This is a genomic window from Pseudomonas sp. ICMP 561, from assembly GCF_002699985.1.
Lineage (GTDB): Bacteria > Pseudomonadota > Gammaproteobacteria > Pseudomonadales > Pseudomonadaceae > Aquipseudomonas > Aquipseudomonas quasicaspiana.
The window spans coordinates 72656-98400 of record NZ_LKBT01000067.1; the positions used below are offsets into that span (position 1 = coordinate 72656).

The 25745-nt window shown below is 58.3% G+C and carries 25 protein-coding genes; 6 read left to right on the top strand and 19 right to left on the bottom strand.

Annotated features, from left to right (window positions below):
- Window positions 1–39 precede the first annotated feature (39 nt).
- The 3 genes from AO242_RS25765 to AO242_RS25775 all read right to left on the bottom strand — a co-directional run bounded on the left by AO242_RS25765 (window position 40) and on the right by AO242_RS25775 (window position 2638).
- Window positions 40–522, bottom strand: a complete 483-nt coding sequence (locus tag AO242_RS25765) for an FxsA family protein (RefSeq protein WP_099270911.1) — start codon at window positions 520–522, stop codon at window positions 40–42.
- A gap of 66 nt (window positions 523–588) precedes the next feature.
- Window positions 589–1320, bottom strand: coding sequence for a HugZ family pyridoxamine 5'-phosphate oxidase (locus AO242_RS25770; RefSeq protein WP_027900276.1), 732 nt, complete (start codon window positions 1318–1320; stop codon window positions 589–591).
- A gap of 310 nt (window positions 1321–1630) precedes the next feature.
- Window positions 1631–2638: a DUF481 domain-containing protein gene (locus AO242_RS25775; RefSeq protein WP_099270912.1), complete on the bottom strand. Its 1008-nt coding sequence runs from the start codon at window positions 2636–2638 to the stop codon at window positions 1631–1633.
- Window positions 2639–2836: 198 nt separating this feature from the next.
- Here AO242_RS25775 and AO242_RS25780 point away from each other — a divergent pair, with 198 nt between their 5' ends.
- Both AO242_RS25780 and AO242_RS25785 read left to right on the top strand, forming a co-directional pair.
- Window positions 2837–3166, top strand: a complete 330-nt coding sequence (locus AO242_RS25780) for an MGMT family protein (RefSeq protein ID WP_099271031.1) — start codon at window positions 2837–2839, stop codon at window positions 3164–3166.
- 42 nt (window positions 3167–3208) lie between these two features.
- Entirely contained in the window at window positions 3209–4771 is a 1563-nt protein-coding gene (locus AO242_RS25785) for an AmpG family muropeptide MFS transporter (protein ID WP_099270913.1), read from the top strand.
- Window positions 4772–4885: 114 nt separating this feature from the next.
- On the opposite strand, the gene AO242_RS25790 is transcribed toward AO242_RS25785, so the two are convergent.
- Both AO242_RS25790 and AO242_RS25795 read right to left on the bottom strand, forming a co-directional pair.
- Complete coding sequence (locus tag AO242_RS25790) at window positions 4886–5731, bottom strand: mechanosensitive ion channel family protein (protein ID WP_099270914.1); 846 nt, start codon at window positions 5729–5731, stop codon at window positions 4886–4888.
- 120 nt (window positions 5732–5851) lie between these two features.
- Window positions 5852–6337 carry a YajQ family cyclic di-GMP-binding protein gene (locus tag AO242_RS25795; RefSeq protein ID WP_027900271.1) on the bottom strand — a complete coding sequence of 162 codons (486 nt, stop codon included), beginning with the start codon at window positions 6335–6337 and terminating at the stop codon, window positions 5852–5854.
- A 157-nt stretch (window positions 6338–6494) separates the two neighbouring features.
- On the opposite strand from AO242_RS25795, the gene AO242_RS25800 reads away from it, so the two are divergent.
- The 3 genes from AO242_RS25800 (at window position 6495) to AO242_RS25810 (ending at window position 10117) form a co-directional block, all read left to right on the top strand.
- Complete coding sequence (locus tag AO242_RS25800) at window positions 6495–7415, top strand: putative 2-dehydropantoate 2-reductase (protein WP_099270915.1); 921 nt, start codon at window positions 6495–6497, stop codon at window positions 7413–7415.
- A gap of 76 nt (window positions 7416–7491) precedes the next feature.
- On the top strand, window positions 7492–9528 hold the full coding sequence (locus AO242_RS25805) for a sensor histidine kinase (RefSeq protein WP_099270916.1): 2037 nt from the start codon (window positions 7492–7494) through the stop codon (window positions 9526–9528).
- A gap of 13 nt (window positions 9529–9541) precedes the next feature.
- Window positions 9542–10117, top strand: coding sequence for a cob(I)yrinic acid a,c-diamide adenosyltransferase (locus tag AO242_RS25810; RefSeq protein ID WP_027900268.1), 576 nt, complete (start codon window positions 9542–9544; stop codon window positions 10115–10117).
- 115 nt (window positions 10118–10232) lie between these two features.
- On the opposite strand, the gene AO242_RS25815 is transcribed toward AO242_RS25810, so the two are convergent.
- The 4 genes from AO242_RS25815 to secA all read right to left on the bottom strand — a co-directional run bounded on the left by AO242_RS25815 (window position 10233) and on the right by secA (window position 16084).
- On the bottom strand, window positions 10233–11177 hold the full coding sequence (locus AO242_RS25815; protein WP_099270917.1) for a Nudix family hydrolase: 945 nt from the start codon (window positions 11175–11177) through the stop codon (window positions 10233–10235).
- Window positions 11174–11806, bottom strand: coding sequence for a glutathione S-transferase family protein (locus tag AO242_RS25820; protein WP_099270918.1), 633 nt, complete (start codon window positions 11804–11806; stop codon window positions 11174–11176). Before AO242_RS25820 ends, AO242_RS25815 begins: the two co-directional genes overlap by 4 nt.
- A 195-nt stretch (window positions 11807–12001) precedes the next feature.
- Window positions 12002–13219: a bifunctional glutamate N-acetyltransferase/amino-acid acetyltransferase ArgJ gene (gene argJ, locus AO242_RS25825; RefSeq protein WP_099270919.1), complete on the bottom strand. Its 1218-nt coding sequence runs from the start codon at window positions 13217–13219 to the stop codon at window positions 12002–12004.
- 132 nt (window positions 13220–13351) lie between these two features.
- Entirely contained in the window at window positions 13352–16084 is a 2733-nt protein-coding gene (gene secA / locus AO242_RS25830; protein ID WP_099270920.1) for a preprotein translocase subunit SecA, read from the bottom strand.
- 307 nt (window positions 16085–16391) lie between these two features.
- Between secA and AO242_RS25835 the strand changes: the two genes are divergently transcribed.
- Window positions 16392–16850 carry a DUF721 domain-containing protein gene (locus tag AO242_RS25835; RefSeq protein WP_099270921.1) on the top strand — a complete coding sequence of 153 codons (459 nt, stop codon included), beginning with the start codon at window positions 16392–16394 and terminating at the stop codon, window positions 16848–16850.
- A gap of 218 nt (window positions 16851–17068) precedes the next feature.
- Here the strand turns inward: AO242_RS25835 and AO242_RS25840 are convergent, their stop codons facing one another.
- Genes AO242_RS25840 through gspD form a run of 10 tightly spaced genes read right to left on the bottom strand, consistent with a single transcriptional unit; the run spans window position 17069 to window position 25710 of the window.
- On the bottom strand, window positions 17069–17743 hold the full coding sequence (locus AO242_RS25840; protein WP_099270922.1) for a general secretion pathway protein GspN: 675 nt from the start codon (window positions 17741–17743) through the stop codon (window positions 17069–17071).
- Complete coding sequence (gspM, locus tag AO242_RS25845) at window positions 17740–18177, bottom strand: type II secretion system protein GspM (RefSeq protein WP_099270923.1); 438 nt, start codon at window positions 18175–18177, stop codon at window positions 17740–17742. The genes AO242_RS25840 and gspM overlap by 4 nt, the downstream gene beginning before the upstream one ends.
- Window positions 18174–19292, bottom strand: coding sequence for a type II secretion system protein GspL (locus AO242_RS25850; RefSeq protein ID WP_141562244.1), 1119 nt, complete (start codon window positions 19290–19292; stop codon window positions 18174–18176). Before AO242_RS25850 ends, gspM begins: the two co-directional genes overlap by 4 nt.
- Before the next feature lie 14 nt (window positions 19293–19306).
- Window positions 19307–19897, bottom strand: a complete 591-nt coding sequence (locus AO242_RS25855; protein WP_099270925.1) for a PulJ/GspJ family protein — start codon at window positions 19895–19897, stop codon at window positions 19307–19309.
- Entirely contained in the window at window positions 19894–20259 is a 366-nt protein-coding gene (locus AO242_RS25860) for a type II secretion system protein (RefSeq protein ID WP_027900260.1), read from the bottom strand. The genes AO242_RS25855 and AO242_RS25860 overlap by 4 nt, the downstream gene beginning before the upstream one ends.
- Window positions 20256–20705 carry a type II secretion system minor pseudopilin GspH gene (gene gspH, locus AO242_RS25865; protein ID WP_099270926.1) on the bottom strand — a complete coding sequence of 150 codons (450 nt, stop codon included), beginning with the start codon at window positions 20703–20705 and terminating at the stop codon, window positions 20256–20258. The genes AO242_RS25860 and gspH overlap by 4 nt, the downstream gene beginning before the upstream one ends.
- A gap of 2 nt (window positions 20706–20707) precedes the next feature.
- Window positions 20708–21145: a type II secretion system major pseudopilin GspG gene (gspG, locus tag AO242_RS25870; RefSeq protein WP_027900258.1), complete on the bottom strand. Its 438-nt coding sequence runs from the start codon at window positions 21143–21145 to the stop codon at window positions 20708–20710.
- A gap of 18 nt (window positions 21146–21163) precedes the next feature.
- Window positions 21164–22366 (bottom strand): type II secretion system inner membrane protein GspF, encoded by a 1203-nt coding sequence (gene gspF / locus AO242_RS25875; RefSeq protein WP_099270927.1) that lies wholly within the window; start codon window positions 22364–22366, stop codon window positions 21164–21166.
- Window positions 22367–22369: 3 nt separating this feature from the next.
- On the bottom strand, window positions 22370–23818 hold the full coding sequence (locus AO242_RS25880) for a GspE/PulE family protein (RefSeq protein WP_099271033.1): 1449 nt from the start codon (window positions 23816–23818) through the stop codon (window positions 22370–22372).
- Between the two features lie 5 nt (window positions 23819–23823).
- Window positions 23824–25710 carry a type II secretion system secretin GspD gene (gene gspD / locus AO242_RS25885; RefSeq protein WP_099271032.1) on the bottom strand — a complete coding sequence of 629 codons (1887 nt, stop codon included), beginning with the start codon at window positions 25708–25710 and terminating at the stop codon, window positions 23824–23826.
- Window positions 25711–25745 lie beyond the last annotated feature (35 nt).

Sequence of the window (25745 nt, forward strand, 5' to 3'; positions counted from 1 at the left end):
GGCACCCTGAGGTGCCGCGTGGTGGGGCTATGAAGGGAATTATTTGTCGCGATGCTCGAACTCGCCTTCGATCACATCAGGTTCGCGCGTAGGAGAATGAATCGCACCCGGACGCCCCGGATCGTTACTCGCCGGCATGTCTTCTGCAAATGCACGCTGGCGGATCGCCTGCTCTTCAGCACGTTTGCGCATGGTATTGACCAGCACCTTGCGCGTGATCGGCAGCAGGCAGATGACACCCAGAATGTCGCTGATAAAACCTGGCAACAGCAGCAGACCACCACCAACGGCAATCATCAGACCTTCGAGCATCTGCTGGGCGGGCAACTCGCCGCGGGACAGACTTTCACGCGCGCGCATTGCCGTTGCAAAACCGGCCACGCGAATCACGAACAGGCCCAACAGCGAGGTTGCGACCACCATCAGGAATGTCGGGAAGAAGCCTATCGACATGCCCACCCGTACCAGAACGAAGAGCTCCAGTACCGGAAAAAGAAGGAACAGCAGTAGAAAAACACGCATCAATTGAATTCCTCAACGCAAGAATGCCTTGCAGTAGACCCTACGTGACGTCATCAAAGCGTGAATTCAAGCCTCTTGAGTATCACGAGTGGGCCATTTTTCCGCGTGAGCCAGCTGAACCAAGGCTTCGCGGACTTGTTTCGGTGTGTTACAGGGTTCACTGAATGCCAGCCAGTATAGGCTCTGACCGATGCGCAGGTGCATGCCTTCGCTGTCGATACCTGCCAACTGCGCAGCCTCATTTTGCGGCAGACCGGTGAGCTGAACATAGTGAGCAATGGCTTTGGCGTGATCAGCATTCATGTGCTCGACCATGCCGGCTTCAGCGGACCCGGCAAACGGGTTTGCCAGTTCGACATGATCGAGCCAGTGAATGGCACCAAAGCCGCCAATGAAGCGATAGCGCACGGGCACGAGTACCCAGAAATCGAAATCATGGGCGGTGTGATAGCTTTTCGATTCGGGAAAAAAACGGTAATAGCGCTGAGAAGCTGACTCGACGGCGTCTGGATCAACAAGCTTCTGCGCTTCAGCCATCACCGTCACGCGCCCAGTTGCCTGGACATCGTCAGCTTCGCGCTCGCCCACCAGTAATGAGCACTTCGCGTCCTTGCCCAGATTGTGAGTGTGCTGAGCGATGCGGCTGATCAATATCAGCGGTCGCCCGAGATCATCAAGACAATACGGAACAGAAGAGCCAAACGGGAAACCCGGCATGGATTTGGAGTGCGTCGACAGCACGCCCCGGTATTCCTTCAGCAACAACTCTCGCGCCTGCCTGATAGCCTTCACACTCATCCAGTGACACCTCGCAATGAACGCGCCGATGATCGGCGGTTGCCTAAATAAAGCTGAATATTAGCCAGCTGATTGAGCACGCGGATGGGTTTGGAAGACAAGCTAATAATTATTGTGAAGGGGGCTAGCGGGATGGCAGGACAGCCAGGGCAACTCATCCAGCATGGCTTGTCAAAGCGCCCTCGCGGCTAAAGCCGCTGCTACGGCCGGATGGCACGCGTAGGAGCGGCTTTAGCCGCCAGGGCGTCAGGGGTCGCACCTAATCTTCCACCGAACAAGACATCAATCGCGCGCCAGCTATTTACCAGGCTTACCAGGTCACACCAAAACCTGCGGTGTAGCGGGTTTTGTCCAGGTCGCCATCACTGGAACCGCTGATGACGTTCTTCTCTGCCTTGAGGTTCAACGATGCCCAGTCAGTGACTTTGTAGCGCAGGCCCACTTCCGCATCCAGCGCGTAGTCAGCGACGTTGCTCAGTGGTCTGCCGAGCTCACCATTGGTGAAGAATTCAACTTTTTTGCCGATCAGGAAGCGGTTGTAGTCCCAGGTGCCGGCGACTGAATAGAAGTTTTCCTTGCTGCCGTTGGAGAACTCGTAGTCAGTGCGGTTAAGCAAGGCGCCCAACTTGAATGCACCCAGTTCGTCATCCCAGAACTGATAGCCAGGACCGGTACCGACGACGCGCTGACGACTCAGGTCTTCAACCTTGTCGCGCTTGTAGCTGATCCGGCCATCCCAGAAAAATTTCTCGGTCAGGAAGCGGTCGATGGAGTACTCGGCACTCCAGTTGTCGGTACTGACCAGATCATCCTGAGTCTCGCGGTTGTAATCGCCTTTGGCGTTATGACGCCACTGGCCATGCCGTGCCGAAGTCTTGAAGGCTACGTTGTAATCATCGGTGTCGTTCTCGGCCTTCTGGAAGTCCATGGCAACATCGATATTGCCCTTCCAGACCAGATCGGTGATGACCGGCTTGGGTTTCAGAATCTGCTGGATGCTGGCCAACTCGACCGTTTTAGGCGCGTCACCGTTGGTCAACGTGACTTTGCCGTCATCAGACGCTTGCAACGATTTGGCAATTTCGCCCTGATACTGGTCCTGCTTGACCATCAACTTCTGGTCGCTCTCAAGCGTTTTGACCTGTTTCCAGTCAACCGGAATAGAACCGCCATAAGCGGTGTCAATCACCAGCTTGCCGCCGTCGAAAAGCTTGATGGTGCCGGTGATTTTGTCGCCATTCTTCAACCAGACGGTATCGGCGAGCAAAGGAGTAGTGGCAACGGAGGCAGCGAGGAACAGCAGAGTTCTAGTCAGCATAAGCAACAAGGAGGCTCAGTTAGCGGAAAATCGGGCATCATCCATAACGGATGACGTCAAGGCAATCGAAGACCGCCGCAGGAACAGAAAAGACAGACAGCAGGAAATCCTTGTAGTTCAAATACCAAGGCCCGCTTATCTAGAAACAGGAGCAACGCGTTGACCAAAAAGCAGCCGGACTCATCGGATCCTGCCGGTATGGACCCGGCTCAGGCGCGGCGTACGGCGCTGTACCTTACGCTCAATCAGGTGCCGGAAGGGAAAGTTGTCAGTTATGGGCAATTAGCGGAGTTGGCGGGTCTGGGTCGCGCGGCGCGCTGGGTCGGACGGACCTTGAGCCAGTTGCCGGACGGCACGTCGCTGCCGTGGCATCGGGTCATAGGCGCTGGCGGCAAGGTCAGTTTGCCCGTCGGCACATCGTCAGGCGACGAACAGCGCGCCCGATTACGCGCAGAAGGCATCATTGTGCAGAACAATCGGGTAGATATCCGGCGTCATGGCTGGCGTCCGATAGAGCACAGCGGTTAGAGTGCGCCCTTTGTTTTCGTAACCTGAGGCAGACTCCAGCCCATGCCCCGTAAAACCTGGCGCGCCGCGCTCGCCGCATATGCCAGCCCTTCGACTTTAGTGCTGTTATTGCTCGGATTCGCTGCGGGCATGCCCTACATGTTGGTGTTTTCTACTCTGTCGGTCTGGTTGCGTGAAGCCGGTGTCGCTCGAGAAACCATCGGCTATGCCAGCCTGATCGGGCTGGCCTATGCCTTTAAATGGGTGTGGTCCCCCCTGCTTGACCAATGGCGCCTGCCACTGCTGGGCAAATTGGGTCGGCGTCGCTCCTGGCTCGTATTGTCCCAAAGTCTGGTTATTCTGGGCCTCATCGGCATGGGATTCTGCGATCCGCAGCAGCACTTGTCCTGGCTGATCGCGATCGCTGTTGTCGTGGCTTTTTCATCCGCGACCCAAGACATCGCCATCGATGCCTATCGCCTGGAAATTGCCAACGATACTCAGCAAGCCGCCCTCGCAGCCAGTTACATGTCCGGCTACCGCGTTGCGGCGCTGCTCGCCACCGCAGGCGCGCTGTATTTTGCCGAAGGTTTCGGTTCCACAGGTTTCGCCTATAAGCACTCGGCATGGACAGGTACCTATGTGCTGTTCGGCCTGCTGATGCTGCCAGCCTTGATTACTACGCTGATCATGCGCGAACCTCCGGTGGCGCTGCGCACTCAACTGTCGGCTGCTCGCTATGGTTTCGTGCACCAGTTGGCGTCTGTCTTTGTGCTGATTGTGCTGCTGGTGTCGGTTCCGGCGATGTTCACCCAGCTCTACAACACGGACTTCGCCAGCGTGCTGTTTCAGGACGCCAGCTGGACTGACCTGTTGATGGAAGACCGTGCCTTTCTGCGCGCCATCCTTTATATCGTGCTCACCGTAGCGTGCCTGTCCTCGATGGGCCGGCGCGGGCTGGCTCCAGTGCTGACGCCAATCAATGACTTCATCCTGCGTTATCGCTGGCAGGCATTCCTGTTGCTGGGTTTGATCGCGACTTACCGCATGTCAGATACGGTCATGGGTGTCATGGCCAACGTCTTCTACATCGATCAGGGCTTTACCAAGGACCAGATCGCCAGTGTCAGCAAGATATTCGGGTTGATCATGACGCTGCTGGGCGCAGGCTTTGGCGGGCTGCTGATCGTGCGTTTTGGCATCATGCCGATCCTGTTTATCGGCGGCCTGACCTCGGCGGCCACCAACCTGCTATTCCTGATGCTGGCCGACATGGGTCCGAACCTCAAAATGTTGGTGCTGACCATTTCGCTGGACAACTTCAGCTCCGGATTGGCGACCTCAGCGTTCGTGGCGTATCTATCCAGCCTGACCAACCTCAAATTCTCGGCGACACAATACGCGCTGCTCAGCTCGATCATGTTGCTGCTGCCGCGTTTGCTGGGGGGGTATTCGGGGGTTGTGGTGGAGAAGTACGGCTATCACAACTTCTTCCTGATCACTGCGCTATTGGGCGTGCCAACGCTGATCATGATCATCCTGCAGTGGAGCAAGGAGGCGCGCCAGGACAAGGCGGCTGAGGTGCTTGAGGCTGAGAAGCCGGCCAACAGTCCGACAGACCTGTAGGACCGGCTTTAGCCGGGAGGGCGTATTGCTGATCAACGGAATAGTCCGATGCCACCGCCCCTCTCCCGGCTGAAGCCGGTCCTACAGGAAATGCATTCCAACACAGATAACCAGCTACTGCGGTGCTGCTGAATCCTGAACCACGCGAATCACTCGCTGCGGGAACGGGATATCAATATTGGCAGCACGCAGACGGTCACGGGCTTCGGCGTTGAAGCGGTTCGACACATCGCCGAAATCACCGGTCTTGACCCAGACCCGCAGCGAAACAGTGATCGAGCTATCACCCAGCGCAGCCACCACGGCCTGCGGTGCAGGGTCCTGCAGTATGCGAGGATCATCTGCCATATCCATCAGGACTTGCAGCGCCTGCTTCAGATCGGCCTCGTAATCCACGCCCACATCGAACGTGATCTTACGGGTCGGCTGGCGATTGGTGTTGGTGATAATCCCGTTGGACAGATTGCCGTTGGGCAGGATCACTGTCTTGTTATCGCCGGTGCGCACCACGGTATGGAATATCTGGATACTGTCGACAGTGCCCGCGATACCTTGGGCTTCGATCCAGTCACCGATACGGAACGGGCGAAACAGCAGAATCAGCACGCCACCCGCGAAGTTCGCCAGACTGCCTTGCAACGCCAGACCAATCGCCAGACCTGCAGCACCGATAGCGGCCACGAACGAGGTGGTTTCAACCCCGATCATCGACGCAACGCTGACAACCAGCAGAATCTTGAGAATGATGTTGGCCAGGCTGCTGATGAAACCTTGTAGCGCGAGATCAGCATTGCGCAATGCCAGTAGCGCACCCACTTTGGTGGTCAAACGGTTGATCAGCCACCAACCAATCGTCAGGGTTACCAACGCCAACAGCACACGGCTGCCGTATTCCATGATCATCGGGATCCAGGCCTGAGAGGCCTTTACCAGATGATCCATTTCGGCATTCAAATCCATCTTTCTCTCCTCACATTTCCCGACCTGACGGCGCAACCATCAGACCGGGCCCGATGGTTACACCCTTGCACAAGCCATAGGCGCCGAAGGAAAACGAATTCCTGCGCCCAGGCCAGTCAATCAGTCGCGGAAGTTATTGAATTGCAGCGGCATGCCAAATTCATTGGCACGCAGGACAGCCATCGCTTCTTGCAGGTCGTCACGCTTCTTGCCGGTCACTCGTACTTGCTCGCCTTGAATGGCGGCCTGGACCTTGAGCTTGGCTTCCTTGATGTGAGCGACGATTTTCTTCGCCAGCTCTTTGTCGATGCCTTCCTTGAGAACGGCGTCCTGCTTCATCAATTTACCCGAAGCAAAGGCGTCTTTGACTTCAAGGCATTTGACGTCGATCTTGCGCTTGACCAGGCACAACTTGAGGATTTCGATCATCGCTTCAAGCTGGAACTCTGCCTCGGCGGTCAGGCTGACCGTCAGGTCCTTTTCCTTGAACTCGAATTCGCCTTTACCTTTCAAGTCGTAGCGACGGTCCAGCTCTTTGATAGCGTTGTCGACGGCGTTAGTGACTTCGTGTTTATCCAGTTCGGACACTACGTCGAACGAGGGCATGTCATTTCTCCAATGGATGGCGCTCAAACGCCTGTCTTTGATGTGAATAAAACCCGGTTATTATAACGAGACTTTCCCGCGTTCACTGCGAGCCATCCATGTCGACAGCCAATTTCTCGCTCCTGCTCAGTTTTCTTCGCCTCGCCGTGAGCCGCTAATGGCCGTCGTCTGGCATGTGTTGGGGGCCGGGAGTCTGGGCAGCCTTTGGGCAGTGCGACTGGCAAGAGCAGGTTTGCCGGTGCGATTGGTTCTGCGTGATGCCGCGCGCCTGGCTGCATACGAGGCCAATGGCGGGACTCTGGCGCTGGTTGAGCAAGGTGTTGAGAGTCGAATGACAATCAGCGCGCAGACGTTCGACGGCAAAGAGCCCATCGCACTGCTGTTGCTGGCGTGCAAGGCTTACGATGCCGAACTGGCCGTATCGGCGCTGGCGCATCGACTGACACCTGACGCGCAAATCATCCTGCTGCAGAACGGCCTGGGCAGTCAGGACGCGGTCGCCGCAAAAGTCCCAAAAGCGCGTTGTATCTGCGCCTCCAGCACCGAAGGAGCGTTCCGCCAACGAGACGGAACCGTGGTGTTTGCCGGGCATGGTTATAACTGGCTGGGCGACCCTGCCCATCCTTCCCCGCCTGAGTGGCTGAGTGATCTGCAACCGGCAGGCATTCCCCATGAATGGACGCCGGATATCCTCACCCGGCTCTGGCGCAAGCTGGCACTGAACTGTGCGATCAACCCACTGACCGTACTGCACGACTGCCAGAACGGTGGCTTGATGCAACATCACTGCGAAGTTGCAACGCTGTGCGCGGAGCTGAGCGAACTGCTTCAACGCTGCGGACAGCCAGACGCGGCCGAAGACTTGCACAGTGATGTGCTGCGAGTCATTCAGGCCACAGCGGCCAATTACTCCTCGATGCATCAGGATGTCGCGCAAGGACGCCGCACAGAGATCAACTATCTGCTGGGTCATGCCTGCGCAACGGCTGAGCGCCATGGCATCGTGGTTCCACATTTGCAGCAACTGAAAGTCAGACTTGTAAAACACCTTACGGATAGAGGGCTGCCTGCGAACTAGCTCCGGCCACGTGTTTGCCCAATGGCCGGGGTGCGCGCTACCCTGAACATTCCTCATCCCAGTGTGATCCGTCCCCATGCCATTGCGCCAACGCCTGGAAAACCTGCCGGTCGGCCAGAAGCTACTGGCAGCCTTGCTGGTCTTGCTTACCACGGTCCTGCTGGTTGCCAACCTGACGTTCATCAGCGCCGCCTATTACATTTCCCAAGAGGCCATGGCCCCTCAGGCACTGCAGACCATTGGCCGCCTGATCAGCAACCCTAACCTCGCGGAACAGGCACTCAGTTCACCTGCGGATGCCGAATCGTTGCTCAAGGAGCTGAAAAATTACGGCCCTTTACGCGCTGCCGCACTTTACGACACCAATGGCGAACGGATCGGCCAACTGCAACAAGGCGACAAGCTCAGGCTGCCCTTACGGTTCAAGGACATTGAAAGCTGGCGCATCACCGAGTTTCGTAACACGCAGTTGATCCCGGTACCGAAAGCAGGTCAGGCACCGGGCCACCTGTTGCTGGTTGCCAGCAGCGAATTACCAACTGCGTTCTACACCGGCACCCTGACTGCCAGCCTCGGCATTCTGGTGTTCAGCGTGCTGCTCTGGCTGGTCATTGCCCGGCAGATTCGGCGCCTGATCACCGAACCCATTTACCAGTTGGAAGAGCTCTCACGCCAGGTCACGCGGGAAGAGAGCTACGCATTGCGCGCAGCGCCAGGCAACAAGGATGAAATCGGCAGTCTTGCTGAAGCCTTCAACACCATGCTGTCGCGAATCGAAGCTCGAGAGCAGCAACTCAAGCGCGCTAGGGACGACTCCCAGGAAGCCTACGATCAGGCTCAGGGCCTGGCCGAAGAAACCCGGAACACCAACCGCAAGCTGGAGCTTGAGGTGAAGGTGCGCAGCAAGATCGAGAAGAAGCTCACCGGGTTCCAGAACTACCTGAACAGCATCATCGACTCGATGCCTTCGGCGCTGATTGCGCTGGATGAACAGCTGTATGTCACCCAGTGGAATCAGGAAGCCAGCGCACTTTCCGGCACGCCTCTGGATGAAGCACTGAATCAACCGATATTCCTGGCCTTCCCGCCCATGAAAACCTTCCTGCCACAACTCAAGCAGACGGTGGAGAAACACAGCGTCACCAAGATCGAACGGGTCACCTGGATCAAGGACGAAGAGCGTCGTCACTATGCCCTTACCTTCTACCCGCTGACTGGCGGCGCGGGGCAAGGCGTGGTGATTCGTGTCGATGACATCACTCAGCGGTTGTCGCTGGAAGAGATGATGGTGCAGTCCGAGAAGATGCTTTCCGTCGGCGGTCTTGCGGCAGGCATGGCCCATGAGATCAACAATCCGCTGGGTGCGATCCTGCATAACGTGCAAAATATTAGGCGGCGGCTATCAACCGACCTGCAGAAAAACATTGAGCAGGCCGAAGCCGAAGGCATTGAGCTGGAAACAGTAAATCGTTATCTGGTCAGCCGGGAAGTACCCAAACTGCTCGACGGCATTCAGCAAGCCGGCGCACGGGCCGCGAAGATCGTCAGTCACATGCTCAGTTTCAGTCGTCTCAGCACCCGGCAAATGGCTCCGTGCGACTTGCCGGCATTGATTGATCAGGCGGTAGAGATCGCCAGTAACGACTTCGATCTGACCATCGGTTTCGACTTCAAGGGCCAGGCCATCATTCGTCAATTTGACCCGGAACTGGGGCCGGTGCCGGGTACGGCCAATGAACTGGAACAGGTGTTGCTGAATCTGCTCAAGAACGCTGCACAGGCCATTCACCAGCGTCCAGACGATGCCGAGCCGGGGCGGATCATCCTGCGTACCAGACTGAATCCGCCCTGGGCTGAAATTCAGGTCGAAGACAACGGCGTCGGCATGACCGAACAAGTGCGCAAACGTACGTTCGAACCGTTCTTCACGACCAAGGAAATCGGTCAGGGAACCGGGCTGGGGCTGTCGGTTTCGTACTTCATCATCACCAACAATCACAAAGGCCAGATGGAGGTGCACTCTTCTGTCGGCCAGGGCACCTGCTTCACCTTGCGCCTGCCCTTGGCGGGCAGCCAGGTGAACGTGCCTGAAGCGGTCATTTCGCCGCTATAACGGAGCATTGAGAATGGGTTTTCGCTTGTCAAAGATTTACACACGCACTGGCGACACCGGCGAAACCGGCCTGGGTGACGGCCGACGCGTACCGAAGGATCACCCTCGGGTCGAGGCGATCGGCGAAGTTGATACGCTCAACAGCCAGCTTGGATTACTCCTCGCCGGGCTGGCCGAGCAATTGTCGGCAAAGCCGGCTCTCGCGGAAGTAATCGAAGTGCTCGCGCCGTGTCAGCACCGGTTGTTCGATCTCGGCGGTGAACTGGCGATGCCGGTCTATCAGGCGCTGGATCAGGCAGAGATTGATCGACTGGAAGCAGCTATTGACCTATGGAATGAAGAGCTGGGGCCACTGGAGAATTTCATTCTGCCAGGCGGCTCAGCGCTGATCGCCCAGGCCCACGTCTGCCGCAGCCTGGCCCGCAGTGCCGAAAGACGCTGTCAGCATCTGAATGCTGTAGAGCCTTTGACCGGGGTCGGGCTGGCGTATATCAATCGGCTGTCGGATCTGCTTTTTGTCGCAGCGCGGTTGATTGCCAAGCGGCAGGGTATTGCGGAGATATTGTGGGAGGCGGCCAAGAAGCCGTAGTCAGGCGATTAGTGTGTGTTGGAGCGAGGCTTGACCGCGAAGTCGTTGCTCGGGTGTATCAGGCACACCGAGTTATAGTTCTTCGCGGGCAAGCCTCGCTCCAACAGGTCGGGGGTCATTCCCCCGGCCAGAACGCCCTGATCCCCGCTACACCTTGCGCGCCGCTCTCCCAGGCTTTTTGCTGTTCAGCAGGGCCGACACCGCCGAGCAGATAAACCGGTTTGCTAAACCCGGCAATCAATTCCTGAGCCTGTTCCCAACCCAACGGTTGAGCATCAGGGTGAGTCTGGGTTGGCTGGACGGGTGACAAAGTGACGAAGTCGACGTCCATCAGTTCGGCCAAGGCCAGCTCTTCAGCGTTATGGCAGGACGCTGCCAGCCAGCGATCCTTGGGAAACGGACGACCATTCGGGGCCAGTTTGCGCAGCTGTGCCGACGTCAGGTGCCAACCCGCAGCAGGAAAGTCGCCCAGCCACTCCAGAGGCCCCTTGAGCATCAACTGCGCCTTACCGGCACACAAACCCACTGCGTCCACCGCCAGATCGCGGTATTGCGGGTCATAGCCATTCGGTGCGCGTAGCTGGACCAGTTTGACGCCGCTCGCGATAGCCTTCTGCATACCGCGCAGCAATTTCGGGGTTTCCAGTTCACCGGGAGTAATCAGGTATTCGCCGGGCAGGCGCGCCGCCGCGACGATAGGCCGATTGGCCGCCGGGAACTCATAATCAGCCAATTCGCGATGGGTTACCCAGGCCAGTGGCTGCCCTTCGACACCATGTGGCTCGCCGGTAAATGCCGACACTTCCCAGACGTCCAGCAGCACCTGCTTGTCCGGATAATCATGCTGAATCTTGATCAGCGGCCGCGCTTGTGTGACGACGATGTTCAACTCTTCTTGAAGCTCACGGGCAAGCGCAGCCTCGACAGCTTCTCCCGGCTCGACCTTGCCACCGGGAAACTCCCACAAACCACCCTGGTGCTGGGTATCGGCACGCCGTGCAATAAGGATCTTGCCGTCAACGCCGCGGATAACCGCCGCTGCTACATGAATACGTTTCACCCTTCGACTTCCTCTAAAGCACCCTTCTGCCAACGCTGAAACAGCGGCCATTGGTAGAGGGTTTCGATGTACGCCAACGCTTCGGCAGGCAGTTCGATTCGATACGTGCGCAAGCGAATCGCGACAGGGGCAAAAAACGCGTCAACTGCGCTGGCCTTGCCGAACAGAAACGGACCGTCTTCAGTGGCAGCCGCACGGCATTCAGCCCACAGCTGGACGATACGTTCGATGTCGCTCTGAGCTTCAACCGAGATGACTTCCAGTGCCGCGTCCCGATGCAAGTCCATTGGCAGGTTGGAGCGAAGCCCCATGAACCCGCTGTGCATTTGTGCACAGGCCGAACGCGCCTGCGCACGAGCAGCCGTTTCGCTGGGCCACAAACCTGCATCAGGGAATTGTTCCGCAAGGTATTCGATGATCGCCAGCGAGTCGGCAATTGAACCATGCGGGGTTTTCAACAAGGGCACTTTGCCGGACGGCGAGTGCTCGAGAATCTGCTGGCGGGTGTTGCTCTGATCCAGACGGATCAGTTGTTCGGTATGCGCCGCGCCGGTCATGTACAGCGCCAGCGCCGGTCGTAGCGACCAGGAGGAGTAGCGTTTGTCGCCGATGATCAGGTGCAGGGTCATGAGGAATTCTCCAGATAGAGCGAGCTGATCATGTTTCTGTGGGACTTCACACTGCCTGCAAACTGATCGGCGCCTGAATCGACGCCATCGCGAGCAAGCTCACTCCTACAGAGAACTGTGGTCCGTGGAAGCGAATTCAAGCGCAAAAGAGACTTCGCGAATGAATTCGCTCCCACAGGTCCGATTATCTTCAGATCAGGTGCGATATTCCGCGTTGATCTTCACGTACTCGTGGGACAGGTCAGTGGTCCAGATGGTCTCGCTGCAGTCACCACGGCCCAGTTCGATGCGAATGGTGATTTCGGCTTCGGCCATCACTGCCGAGCCTTGCTCTTCAGTGTAGGTGGTCGCGCGGCAGCCCTTGCTGGCGATGCAGACGGAGCCCAGGAACACGTCAATCTTGCTCACATCAAGATCAGGCACACCGGCACGGCCTACAGCAGCCAGGATACGGCCCCAGTTAGGATCGGAGGCGAACAGTGCGGTCTTGATCAATGGCGAGTGAGCCACAGCGTAACCAACGTCCAGACATTCCTGATGATTGCCACCGCCGTTGACTTCAACCGTCACGAACTTGGTAGCGCCTTCGCCGTCACGGACGATAGCCTGCGCCACTTCCATGCACACGTCGAATACTGCGGTTTTCAGCGCGTCAAACAGCGGCCCCTTCGCTTCAGTCACTTCCGGCAAATTAGCCTGGCCCGTTGCGATCAGCATGCAGCAGTCGTTGGTCGACGTATCGCCATCGATGGTGATGCGGTTGAACGACTTGTTGGCACCATCACGGATCAGATCCTGCAATACGCTTTGCGAAACCTTGGCGTCAGTGGCGATGTAGCCCAGCATGGTTGCCATGTTCGGGCGAATCATGCCTGCACCTTTACTGATTCCGGTCACAGTGACGGTCACGCCATCAATCTGAAACTGACGGCTCGCGCCTTTCGGCAGCGTATCGGTGGTCATGATGCCGGTAGCTGCAGCCGCCCAGTTATCCACAGACAGGTCATCGAGGGCGGCTTGCAGTGCGCCTTCGATCTTTTCCACAGGCAACGGCTCGCCGATCACACCAGTGGAATAAGGCAGCACGGCATTGGCATCCACGCCCGTCAGCTCAGCCAGTCTGGCGCAGGTGCGCGCAGCGTTGGCCAGACCCGGCTCGCCGGTGCCCGCGTTGGCGTTACCTGTGTTGGTCAGCAGGTAACGCACGGGGCCGTTGACGCGTTGTTTGGCGAGGATGACCGGCGCGGCGCAGAACGCGTTAAGGGTGAAAACACCCGCCACACTGGAGCCTTCGGCGCAGCGCATGACCACAACGTCCTTGCGACCCGGACGTTTGATACCGGCAGAAGAAATACCCAGTTCAAAACCGGGAACCGGGTGCAATGTCGGCAAAGGACCAAGACCAACAGCCATGAGGTGCGCTCCTTGAAAGATATCTGCGCCGCCCGCTTCGGTACGGCAATCGATTGAAAAACGCCGCGACGGGTAAGCCGGTCGCGGCGTTAGTGCTGTTACTTCAAAACCACTACCGGTTCAAAATCAGGATCAGCCGATTTGACCATGGCAGTGTTTGTACTTTTTGCCGGAACCACACCAGCACAGCTCGTTGCGACCTTGCTTCTGGTCGTTACGGACCGGAAGGGTAGCGACATCGACGCCCTCTTCAACCAGTGCTTCTGGCTGCTCAAGGCCCGGTGCTTCAGCGTGTTCGAACTGCATGCGCTGCGCCAGCTCTTCGGCGTCGCGACGCAGACGAGCTTCCTCTTCTTCCGGATCTTCGCGGCGAACCTGAACGTGAGACAGCACACGAATGGCATCGCGCTTGATCGAATCCAACAGTTCCTGGAACAGCGTAAAGGATTCGCGCTTGTATTCCTGCTTCGGGTTCTTCTGAGCGTAGCCACGCAGGTGAATACCGTGACGCAGGTGATCCATGGTGGACAGGTGGTCCTTCCAGAGATCGTCCAGAACGCGCAACAGAATCTGCTTCTCGAACGAGCGCAACGCTTCGGCGCTGGCCTGCTCTTCTTTCTCGTTGTACGCGGCGAGCAGCTCTTCGAGGAGCTTCACGCGCAACGTGTCTTCGTGCAGGTGATCGTCTTCGTCCAGCCATTGCTGAATCGGCAGCTTCACACCGAAGTCGGTTTCGAGCGCTGCTTCCAGACCGGCAACGTCCCACTGTTCCGGCATGGATTGCGGCGGAATGTGCTGGCTGATCAGACTGTTGAGTACGTCTTCGCGGAACTCGGCGATAGTGTCACCAATGTTGGTAGCGGCCAGCAGGCTGTTACGCATGTGGTAAATCACTTTACGCTGCTCGTTGGAAACGTCGTCGAACTCGAGCAATTGCTTACGGATATCGAAGTTGCGACCTTCAACCTTACGCTGTGCCTTCTCGATCGCGTTGGTCACCATGCGGTGTTCGATCGCTTCACCGGACTGCATGCCCAGTGCTTTCATGAAGTTCTTCACTCGATCAGAAGCGAAGATGCGCATCAGGCTGTCTTCCAGCGACAGGTAGAAACGGCTTGAACCGGTATCACCCTGACGACCGGCACGACCACGCAGCTGGTTATCGATACGGCGCGATTCGTGGCGCTCGGAAGCAATAACGTGCAGGCCGCCCGCTTCGATCACTTGCTGATGGCGTTTCTGCCAGTCGGCCTTGATCTGAGCGATTTGCTCCGGGCTCGGGTTTTCCAGCGCAGCAACTTCAACTTCCCAGTTACCGCCCAACAGGATGTCAGTACCACGACCGGCCATGTTGGTGGCGATGGTCAGGGCGCCCGGACGACCGGCCTGAGCAATGATCTCAGCTTCTTTTTCGTGGAACTTGGCGTTCAGAACCTTGTGTTCGATACCTTCCTGGTTGAGCAACCGGGACATGTGCTCGGAAGTTTCGATGGTCGCAGTACCAACCAGTACCGGACGATTCTCGGCCAGGCAGGCCTTGATGTCAGTCACGATGGCGGCGTACTTCTCTTCCGCCGTCAGGTACACAAGGTCGTTGAAGTCTTTACGCGCCAACGGCTTGTTAGGCGGAATGACCATGACCGACAAGGTGTAGATCTGGTGGAATTCGAACGCTTCGGTGTCGGCTGTACCGGTCATGCCGGACAGTTTGTTGTACAGACGGAAGTAGTTCTGGAACGTGGTCGAAGCCAGCGTCTGGCTTTCGGCCTGAATATTCAGGTTTTCCTTCGCTTCGATAGCCTGGTGCAGACCTTCGGACAGACGGCGACCCGGCATGGTACGACCGGTGTGCTCGTCGACCAACAGAACCTGGCCGTCCTGAACGATGTACTCGACGTTGCGATTGAACAGCGTGTGCGCACGAAGACCGGCATAAACGTGAGTCAGCAGACCCAGGTTGTGTGCCGAGTACAGGCTTTCGCCTTCAGCCAGCATGCCGACTTCGGTGAGCATCTCTTCGATGAACTGGTGACCGGCCTCGTTCAGCTCGACCTGACGGGTCTTCTCGTCAACGGTGTAGTGACCGGCTTTGGTCACTTCGCCTTCCACTTCTTCGATATGTTGCACGAGACGCGGAATCAGGCGGTTGATCTCGGTGTACAGCTTGGAGCTGTCTTCAGCCTGACCGGAGATGATCAGCGGCGTACGCGCTTCGTCGATGAGGATCGAGTCCACTTCGTCGATCACGGCAAAATTGAGTTCGCGCTGGAACTTGTCGTCCATGCTGAACGCCATGTTGTCGCGCAGATAGTCGAAACCGAACTCGTTGTTGGTGCCGTAGGTGATGTCAGACGCGTAAGCCGCACGCTTTTCTTCTGGCGGCTGGAATGGCGTGACGATGCCAACGCTCAGGCCGAGGAATTCGTACAGTGGACGCATCCAGTTGGCGTCACGACGAGCGAGGTAGTCGTTGACCGTTACCACGTGCACGCCCTTACCGGACAATGCATTGAGGTAAACCGCCAGTGTACCCACCAGGGTTTTACCTTCACCGGTACGCATTTCGGCAATCATGCCTTCGTGCAGAGTCATGCCGCCAATCAACTGAACGTCAAAGTGGCGCATACCCATGACGCGCTTACCGGCTTCACGTGCGACCGCGAAAGCTTCAGGAAGCAGCTGATCGAGGGTCTCACCTTTGGCTAAGCGGGCCTTGAACTCTTCGGTCTTGGCACGGAGTTGCTCGTCCGAAAGGGCCACCATTTGCTCTTCGAAGGCATTGACGATCTGTACCGTCTTGAGCATGCGCTTCACTTCACGCTCGTTCTTGCTTCCAAAAAGTTTTTTTAACAAAGGCGCAAACATATCGACAGGATCTTCCAGACATAGGAATGGAGGGCGGCCCCGTGAGTCGCCCGTGCAGCCCTCATGGCCGCATGCGAACGAGTATTCTACCCGGAAACGATGGTGAGGAAAGTGGCGTTATTCCACGATGCTGGCACAGCGCTGTGACGGGGCTGTTTGTAGATAGGGTCATTTCCCGAGAGTTCAACCCGTCAAGACTAGAAGTTAGCCATTGATTTTGCGGGCAAAACCGGCAAACCCGCATGGGACAAGGGGTTGCGGGCGCTTTCTGATAACATGACAAACTTGTCATTCAGAGTTGTAGCTCATGGCGTTTCGTCCACTCCCCGCTCGGGCACCCGCAGTATTGCTGCGTGAAGCGAAGCCTTTGAAGGGTATTTTTCATCATGCCCAGCGTTTGGGGCACCTGCAACGGCTGCTTGAAAGCCAGTTGCAGCCCGCTGCGCGCGAACATTGTCATGTGGCTTCGTGGCGCGAAGGCAGCTTGCTGCTGATTGTGACCGACGGTCATTGGGCGACGCGTTTGCGCTATCAACAAAAGCGCCTGCAGCGACAGCTGACCGCCTTCGACGAGTTTGCCAGCCTCACGCGGATTGTCTTCAAGGTTCAGCCACCTACGCCCGTCCAAGGGGCTAAAGGGCACACGATGGACTTGTCGACCATAGCCGCCGAGAGCATTCAGGCGACGGCTGACGGAATTACCGATCCGAAACTGCGCGCCGCGCTGGAGCGCCTGGCGGCGCATGCGAAGGATCGCAAGGTTTAACCCAGAACCCGTAGGACCGGCTTTAGCCGGGAGGACGTCTGGGCATCCGCTAGATCTGCTTCGGCAGAAATACTGTCCTCCCGGCTAAAGCCGGTCCTACGGGATTGAAAGCAAACTGTAGATTTTCCAACAAAAATCGAATTTATTCAGTGAGTTATATTTTTTCACAGGGGTGCCATAGCACCGCGTACTCCTGCAAGCGCCGAAATTCAGCGCACTCAACGCTTGCCCAGCACCGTTTCAAATTGCGAAGCACCTGCCTGGAGCATCCCCGCCTGCACTAAAAGGGGCGTGACCACTGCGTCCGGTTCGACCCAGCCACTGATCTTTAGCTGACGCTTGTCAGGCTCCAGCCGGGCCTCGAAGCGGTGCTCGCCCTTTTGCTGCACGTCGACCAAAAACCGCAGGCCGTCCCGGCATTCAAACTTTAGCTGCGCGTTACCGAGGACCACTGTCCATGGTGAAAGCAGGGCCACATCCTCCCCCTGAAGGTCGCCCGTACTGGACAGACACCTGGCACCTCGACCGTTCAGTTGTAACCGGCCTTGCCATTGACCATCAAGCAGATAACCGGTTGCCGGAGTCAGTTGACTGGCGACGGGCTCAAACTGCGCCTGCCAGGCCCAAGGCCAGCCGCTGACCTTCAACTCCCATATGCGTTGCTGGAAACCAGCACTCAAAGTGGCCTGTCCGAACCAGGGTTGAACACGCCAGACCAACGGTCCCAGCGCACCGAGCCTGTCCATGCGACCGTTCCACAGGGTGCCGGTAACAGCCACTGGCTGCCAGGCTGGGCTCCACGGTACAAATCTGGCCAAAAATGCAGCAGGTGTGTTCAGCATCAGCGTCGAGATAAAAACCACTGCTCCCAGTACCCATGATCTGCGACTCATGGCTGACCGCCTGTCCGGCCGACGTCCAGACTGAACACCAGGCTTTGATGTCCCTGTTCAAGGCTCCAGCGCAGAGGACGGCCGCCCTGTGCCTGGATGCTGCTCAACAGTTGCGCCAGGCCTTCGGCACGCGTCAGCTCACCCTGCAATTGCCAGACCTCTCCCCGCGGCTCGACCCGCGTCAACACCAGTCCACGTGCACTGGCCAAGGCTTGCCAGTACTCGCTGGTGAAGGTGATGCCGGGCGTTAGCGCCCGGGCCTGCTGCGCGAGCATTGGCCACTGCCGCAATTCCTTGCTCAACGCCAGCAACGGGCGACCGATCAGCACCAGCAGTAAAGTCAGCACCACTACCCACCCTGCCAGCAAGGTATAACGGCGCGTGGCGGGTAAGGCGCTGAAGGCCATGAAAGCCCGATCAATAGAAGCCTTCATGGCTGTCCGTCCAGATTGAAGTGAAGGGTCAACAACGAGGTCTTTGCATCCGGCTCGACTCTCACCTTCGCGCCCGCATTCCGGGCGATCGCTTGCCAGTGATCCGTCGCCGACTCCGGTTTACTGCCGTGGAGCACCACCCGCCAGTTTTGCCCGTCGAAGTAGCTACCGGATACGCCCCACCCCTGCTGAGTGTCGAGCCAGCGCCCTACTGCTTTTTCCAACTCCACCATCTGCTGTTGGCGGGTTCGCCAGTCCAACTGATCGGCGTGCATCCGCGACAGCAATCGCTCCGCCTGGCGGGCGCTCGCCACCGGACCTGTGACTGCCTCGACCTGCGCTTTCCAGACAGGCACCTGCTGCCAGAACTGCCCTAGCGCCAAAGCCCCCCAACAGAGCGACAACAACACGCAGGCCACCACCAAACGACGCTGGGTTTGACTGAAAGGCAGCGTTCGCCGCGTCGCGTTCATCTTGCGACGGCCAACACCGCTCAGCAGGTTGGGCAGACGATCCAGTGATGCCCACTGCGACGGCCATGATCCGGATATTTCATGGTCAACAGGCTTCCATCCTTCGGGCAGCTCGCCCAGCACATCAGGCCAGCGCAGCCAGCGCTGCACACCATTGGCATCGGTACGCTTGAGGCAACTGTCATCTGCGCGTGTCCAACGCCACAACTGATCAGGCTCCGGCGCTGGCAATAGCTGCATTTCCGCCCATAGATGGCTGGGCGAAAGACCCAATGCGTCGCACTCTGCCAACCAGCGCTCGACGAGCACTCGTTCCACTACGATTAATTCAAGATGCCCGGCCATCCGGGAAAGGCAGCTAACCTGCAACTGATCGGCAGGCTGTTGCAAGGATTCCTCTAATAGCTGCGGCCATTCGTAGGGTTTGAGTCCTGGCGGCGCAGACACCTGGAAATGGCTGCAATGCGCAGCGGGCATTATCAGCGCGACGGACTCTTGCGCTGAGTGTGCAGGCGCAGGCCAGTTACCTGACTCAGTTCCGGGCAAACGTCGCCATTGCCAGGGTGCCGAATCATCAAGGCCCGGACGCACCAGCAACCACTGTCGCGCAGCGGATCGGTCAGCAAGCCAACGGTCAAACATGGCAGCAGACCGGATCACAATGAGCTATCCGGCAAATTGAAGGTGCAGACATAAGGCGCTCCATGACGCTCGAATTCGAGTCGCACACCCCGATTGGGCTGCTGGGCGACCGATGAAGGAAACGCCAGCCAGCGGGTTCCCTGAAAAAAACTGAACTGGACCTTATCGACGTCATCCAGCCGCTCCCGGCGCTGCCATCGGGCGACACTGGCAGCATAAAGATCGCCCGAGGTGGAGACCTCCAGACTGCGCTTACCCGGGCTGAACTCAAGCCGCTGTCGTTGCAACCGCGACTGTCCGTCAGTGTCGGGCCAGGCGGTCAGTGCCACCCATTCGAGCTGCCGGGCTGCAGGCTTCCAGTCCAGCCAGTTCACTGGCAGTGGCAGGCGCTGTTCGTACAATTGGCGCAGGACCATGCCGTCCAGCCTTCGCTCCAGCGCCAGACAGAACTCCAGCACCAGTGGCTCGTTTCCTGGTTCGGCAAGACGCTCACGAACGCTCAACCAACCATTGACCAACGCGGCAAGCATCACGCCAAGCACGGCTGTCAACGCCATTGCCACCAGTAATTCGACCAGGGTCAGGCCATGTTCCGGTCGCCTCATGGCCGCACCAGAAACAGAGTGAAATGTCCGAGCGGCTCGCGCTCATCGCGAGCGGCAAACAGTGCCAGTTCGCCCCGCCTCAAGTTCTGCACGCGCGTCATGCCCAGATCCAGACGCCAGTAGCAGGTCATCTCACCCTGACGCAATTCACCACGCACCTGATTAATCTGCGGCCAATACCGCTCGACCCCAAATCGCGCTTCCAGCTCACGCGCACATAGACTGCCCAATCGATGCTGTTGAACCGACTGATGAACAGCGATGCGCTGGCGCAACATTTGACTGACCATCACCGCCATCACGGCCGCAATACCCAGAGCGACCATCACTTCCAGCAATGTAAAGCCGCCCTCGCGTTTCATGGCAGGCTCACCTGAACAAGGCTGTTGTCAGTGCGCCATTCCCAGCGCTGCTGTCCTTCGGGCCATTGCCAGTTCAACGTCACAGGCCTTGCCACCCCGGCAGGCGTGAACACCACCTGTGGCTCAGTGGACACTGGCCAGTCTGCCGCCAATTGCGCTGGCCAAGGCTTGAGTCGAGTCGGATCAACCACCCAGCGCGTCTGGTCCCGGTCCTGCTGCAACTTAACAAATTCGGGCTGACGACCATTCCAGCGCAATCCCAACACCTGACCGCTGTGCCGGGCCTGCGCGGCGCGGATTCGCGCCTCGACCGACAATTGCTGCAAGGCTTGCTGCATCGGTGCCTGACCTGAGTCCAGCCATGCAACACTCATCGCACTGAACAAGCCGATGATCAGCAACACCACCAGCATCTCCAGCAGCGAGAAGCCTTGCGAGAACTTCACGATCAGAGGTTCCAGTTACCGATATCAGCGTCGGTCCCCTCGCCATCCGACGCGCCGTCAGCCCCCAGCGAATAGATATCAATACGTCCATGCTCGCCTGGAGCACGGTAGTGGTAGGGGTTGCCCCAAGGATCATCTGGCAGACGCCGGATGTAACCATCGGCGCGCCACGAGCGTGGCAGTGGTTCGACCTTGGGCGCGCTGACCAGGGCGGTCAGTCCCTGCTCGGTACTGGGGTAACGCAAGTTATCCAGACGATACATATCCAGGGCCTGTTCCAGCGTGGACAGATCAGCCAGGACCTTCTGGCGCATGGCCTTGTCCTGATTGCCGAGCACGCTGGGCGCAACGACTGCAATCAGCAAACCAATGATGAAGATCACCACCATGATTTCCATCAATGTGAAGCCGCGCTGGCGCTTTTGATTCAGAGGGGGCATCAGAAAACTCTCCATGGATTAAAAAGCGAGCCCTTGATTGAGCTGCATGATCGGTAACAGCACGGCCAGGACGATGAACAGCACCACACCGCCCATCACCAGAATCATCAGTGGTTCGAACAAGGCCATTAGCATGTCCACGTGCCGGGTGAAACCGCGTTCCTGGTTGTCCGCGACCCGTTCGAGCATGTCCGGCAAAGTCCCGCTGGCCTCGCCACTGGCAACCATGTTGAGTAGCAGTGGCGGGAAATGCCCGGCGGCATTCAGGGCGCGATGCAGGCTGACACCACCTTCCACTTGTTCACGAACGATGGTCAGCGTGCGATGTATTTCACGATTGCTGACCGTCGCTGTCGCAACCTGCAATGCCTCAAGCAACGGCACTCCACTCCCCACCAGAATCGCCAGGCTACGCGCGAGCCGCGCACTCTCCAGCACCCTCAGCAAGGCCCCGACTTTTGGCAGCCGCAGCAAGCTCCGATCAAGACGCAAACGCCAGTGCGGCTTGCGCAGCAGATATCCGGCAGACACCGCGGCAAGTACCGTCAGCACCAGTAGCCAGGGCCCGACGTTGACCAGCCCGCGGCTGATGCCGATCAGCAGTTGGGTGACCAGTGGCAGAGCTTGTCCGGTATGACTGAACTGCTCGGTGAGTTTGGGCACGACGAATGTCATCAGGCCAACCACGACCAACAGCGAAACCAGCATCAACACCGCCGGGTAGATCATCGCGGTCCGTGCCTTGTGTCGTTGCCGCTGTACCTGTTCGAGATGCTCGGCAAGGCGATCAAGTACCGGCGCCAACTTTCCGGAACGCTCCCCCGCTTCCACCAACGCACAATACAGACCGTTGAACAAACCGCCTTGACGACGCAGGCTTTGCGCCAGACTGTGCCCTTCGCCGAGAGCGCCGCGCACCGCCACGAGCAAGTTGCGAATCGCAGGCTCGGCAAGCTGGCGCTCAAGCGTCGCCAGGGCATCGACCAACGGAATGCCGGCACTTAACAGCGTCGCCAGTTGCCGCGTCAGTTCGCACAACTGGCTGTAATTGAGGCGCTGCCCGCGAGGGCTGCGAGACGTCGAATCCTGAATCTGCAACTCGCGCGCGAACAGCCCCTGCTCACGCAACAATTGCCGGGCATGGCGTTCGTTTTCCGCCTGAATGCTGGCCTTGCGCGAACGTCCGGCGGGATCAAGGGCCTGATAGCGATAAGTCGGCATGGATTAGCCCCGAACCGCGCGCAGCACTTCGGCGAGGCTGGTCTCGCCGCGTCGCAGGCATTCACTGGCCATGGCAGCCAGACTCTGTCGCTTGTCTGCCAGATAATCATGCATGGCAACTTCGCTGGCACCGTCGTAAAGCAGGGCGATCAGTCCCGCATCCAGCTCAATGAATTCGTACAGCCCCATCCGCCCGTCATAGCCGCTGCCCTGACAGTCTTCACAGCCTTGTGGATGAAAGCTTTCGGTCAAACCAGACAATTCTGGCCACAAACTGCGCTCAGCTTGCTGCAGCGGATGTGCGGTAGCGCAATGACACAAGCGGCGTACCAACCGTTGCGCCAGCACTCCCTTGAGGGTCGAGGCGATCAGAAAAGGCTCAATGCCCATATCGCGCAGACGGGTCACGGCGCCGACGGCACTGTTGGTGTGCAGCGTGGAAAGTACCAGGTGGCCGGTCAGGCTGGCCTGCACTGCAATTTGCGCCGTCTCCCGATCCCGGATTTCACCGAGCATGATGACGTCTGGATCCTGACGCAGAATGGCCCGCAATCCATTGGCAAACGTCATCCCTGCACGCGGATTAATCGCGGTTTGACCAATGCCGGTGATGGCGTATTCCACCGGATCTTCCACGGTCAGGATGTTGCAGGAGCCATCGTTCAGGCTGTTGAGACTGGCGTACAGGGTGGTGGTTTTGCCCGAGCCGGTCGGCCCGGTGCTGAGCACGATACCGTTGGGTCGCAGCAGGCAGGCGCGCAGACCACTCTCCACTTCAGGCGGCATGCCGAGGTTGGTCAGATCGAGCAGGCTAGCCTGTTTATCGAGCACGCGCATCACCACTCGTTCACCGTGAATCCCCGGCAACGTCGAGACCCGTATGTCCACTTCCCGCCCGCCGGAGCGCAGCGTAATTCGCCCATCCTGAGGTTGACGCTTTTCAGCGATATCCAGACGGGCCATGACTTTTATGCGCGAGACCAGCATCGTCGACAGAGCACGGGGCGGTCGCAATACTTCACGCAAATGACCATCCACCCGCAGTCTAATGACCAACGTGGCCTCGAATGTCTCTACGTGGATATCCGAGGCACGCAATCGCAAGGCTTCACCAAACAGGCCGTTTATCAGGCGAATCACCGGAGCATCATTGTCGTTCTCCAGCAAGTCCTCGATCTTCGGGAGCTCACTCATCAGGCTATCCAGATCGACCTGTTCGCCGATGCCCTCAATCAACGCGGCGGTGGCCGATTCACCTGACTGATAAAGCACTCCGAGTCGGGCGTCATAGTCCGACGCCGACAAATGTTCGACGAGGTTCGGCACGCCGTAGACGCGAATAACCTCCTGCAATATATCGGTGTCGCCGCCGGTTCTCAGCAGCAATCCCCAGCCGTGCTGCGCAGGGACTTTCGCGACACCGGTCTGCCGCGCAACGCGATACGGCAGCAACGCAGTTACCATGAGCCTTGTTCCAGACGGTCGCGGCTGGCCGGGAACAGCTGCAGCAAGTTGTCGCCATCCGCCAGGGCGGGCAAAGCCAACGAGGTGCTGGCTTTGAGGTTGCTATATTTCTCGCTGCTGAGTTGCGCCAGGGTCTGACCGTCGCGCACGATGCGCGGACGGATAAACACCATCAGGTTCTGTTTGACCCGCCTTGTGGAGTCGGAGCGAAACAAACGGCCCACCACCGGAATATCACCCAGCAAGGGCACGCGCTGATCACTGGTAGTGGACTCATCCCCAATCAGACCGCCGAGCACCACCAGGCCGTTGTCTTCGACCATGACCTTGGTTTTGATCTCACGCTTGTTGGTGATGACATCGCTGGCGGATGTGCTTTCGGCGATGGACGAGACCTCTTGCACAATGTCCAGGCGCACAGTGTTGTCGATGTTGATCTGCGGTTTGATGCGCAGCTTCACACCCACCTCTTTGCGCTCGATGGTCTGGTACGGGTTGGCGTTGTTCTGGGTCACCGAACCGGTCACGAAGGGCACTTCCTGACCAACCAGTATCGACGCTTCGGCGTTGTCGAGAGTCAACAGGGTCGGAGTCGATAGCAGGTTGAAACCACTCTGGCTTTTCAACGCGTTAAGCAGCGCGAGGAAGTTAAGCCCGCCGCCACTCAAGTTGCCAACTCCAGCCGTGACGCCTTGCACCCCGGACAGTAACTGCCCTAGCCCCGTCGTGTCATTGGCCTGCGCGAGCGCCCCGACAGCGGTGACGCTCGCGGCATTACCGCCGCTGAAATTAACGGCACCGCCACCGAAGTTGTCGCCTTGAAACAGCCATTGCACACCCAGCTCCTGAGCACGTGTGTCGGAGACCTCCGCGATGATTGCTTCAACCACCACTTGAGCACGACGAATGTCCAGTTGCTCGACGATGCTGCGATAAGCAGTCAAATCGCTGTCGGGGCCGACCATCACCACCGCGTTGGTGCCTTCCTCATATTCAATGCGAATCCCGGAGGTACTGACCGGCGTGGCTTTTTCGCTCTCCTGCCCGCCCGCTGTCGGGGCCGCCGCCTCCTGGCTCAGGCCGCGTAACACCTTGACCACTTCAGAGGCGTTGGCATGGCGCAGATACATCACCACGGTGTTGGAGTTGTGCAGCGGGTCCTGAGGTTTATCCAACTGTTTGAGCAGCGCTCGCACGCGCTCGCGACTGTCGACACTGCCACGCACCAGCAACGCGTTGCTGCGGGGGTCGGCCACTACCTGAGCACTGTCAGCTCCCTGCTCGCGCGCCAGTAAACGGGTGACCAGTTGTGCCGTGTCATTGGCGTTGGCGTTCTTTAACGGCAGAACCTCCAGCGGCTCCTGGCTCACTTGATCGAGCTGTACCAGCAGGCTGTCGATACGGTTGAGGTTGCTGCGCCAGTCTGTGATCACCAGCAGATTGGCCGACGGATACGGTGTGATCACTCCCACGCGCGGATCGATCAACGGCCTGAGGATGTTGAGCATCTGTTCACTGGCCGCATTGCGCACGCTGAATACCCGAGTTGCCATACCGTCATTGCCCCGTCCGGCTTCAGGCTTTGACTCCACCGGCACCGGTTCCAGACGTGCGGCCTGATCAGGGACGATCTTGACGCTGCCATTGGGCAAATCAACAGCTGCAAAACCCTGAGCGCGCAACTGCGCGAGAAAAATATCGTAGATCTCGTCGCCGCCCAGCATCTCATTGCTGCGCACTGTTACTTTGCCTTGCACCCGCGGGTCGATGATGAACGTGGTGTGGGTGATCCGTGAAACGCTGTCGATGAACTCGCTGAGCTCGGTATCAACGAAGTTGACTTCGTACAATGGTTCTTCTTCTGCGCGGGCCCCGGTCATTGCCAGGGCGCACAGCAAAAGAGCCAGACGCAGCG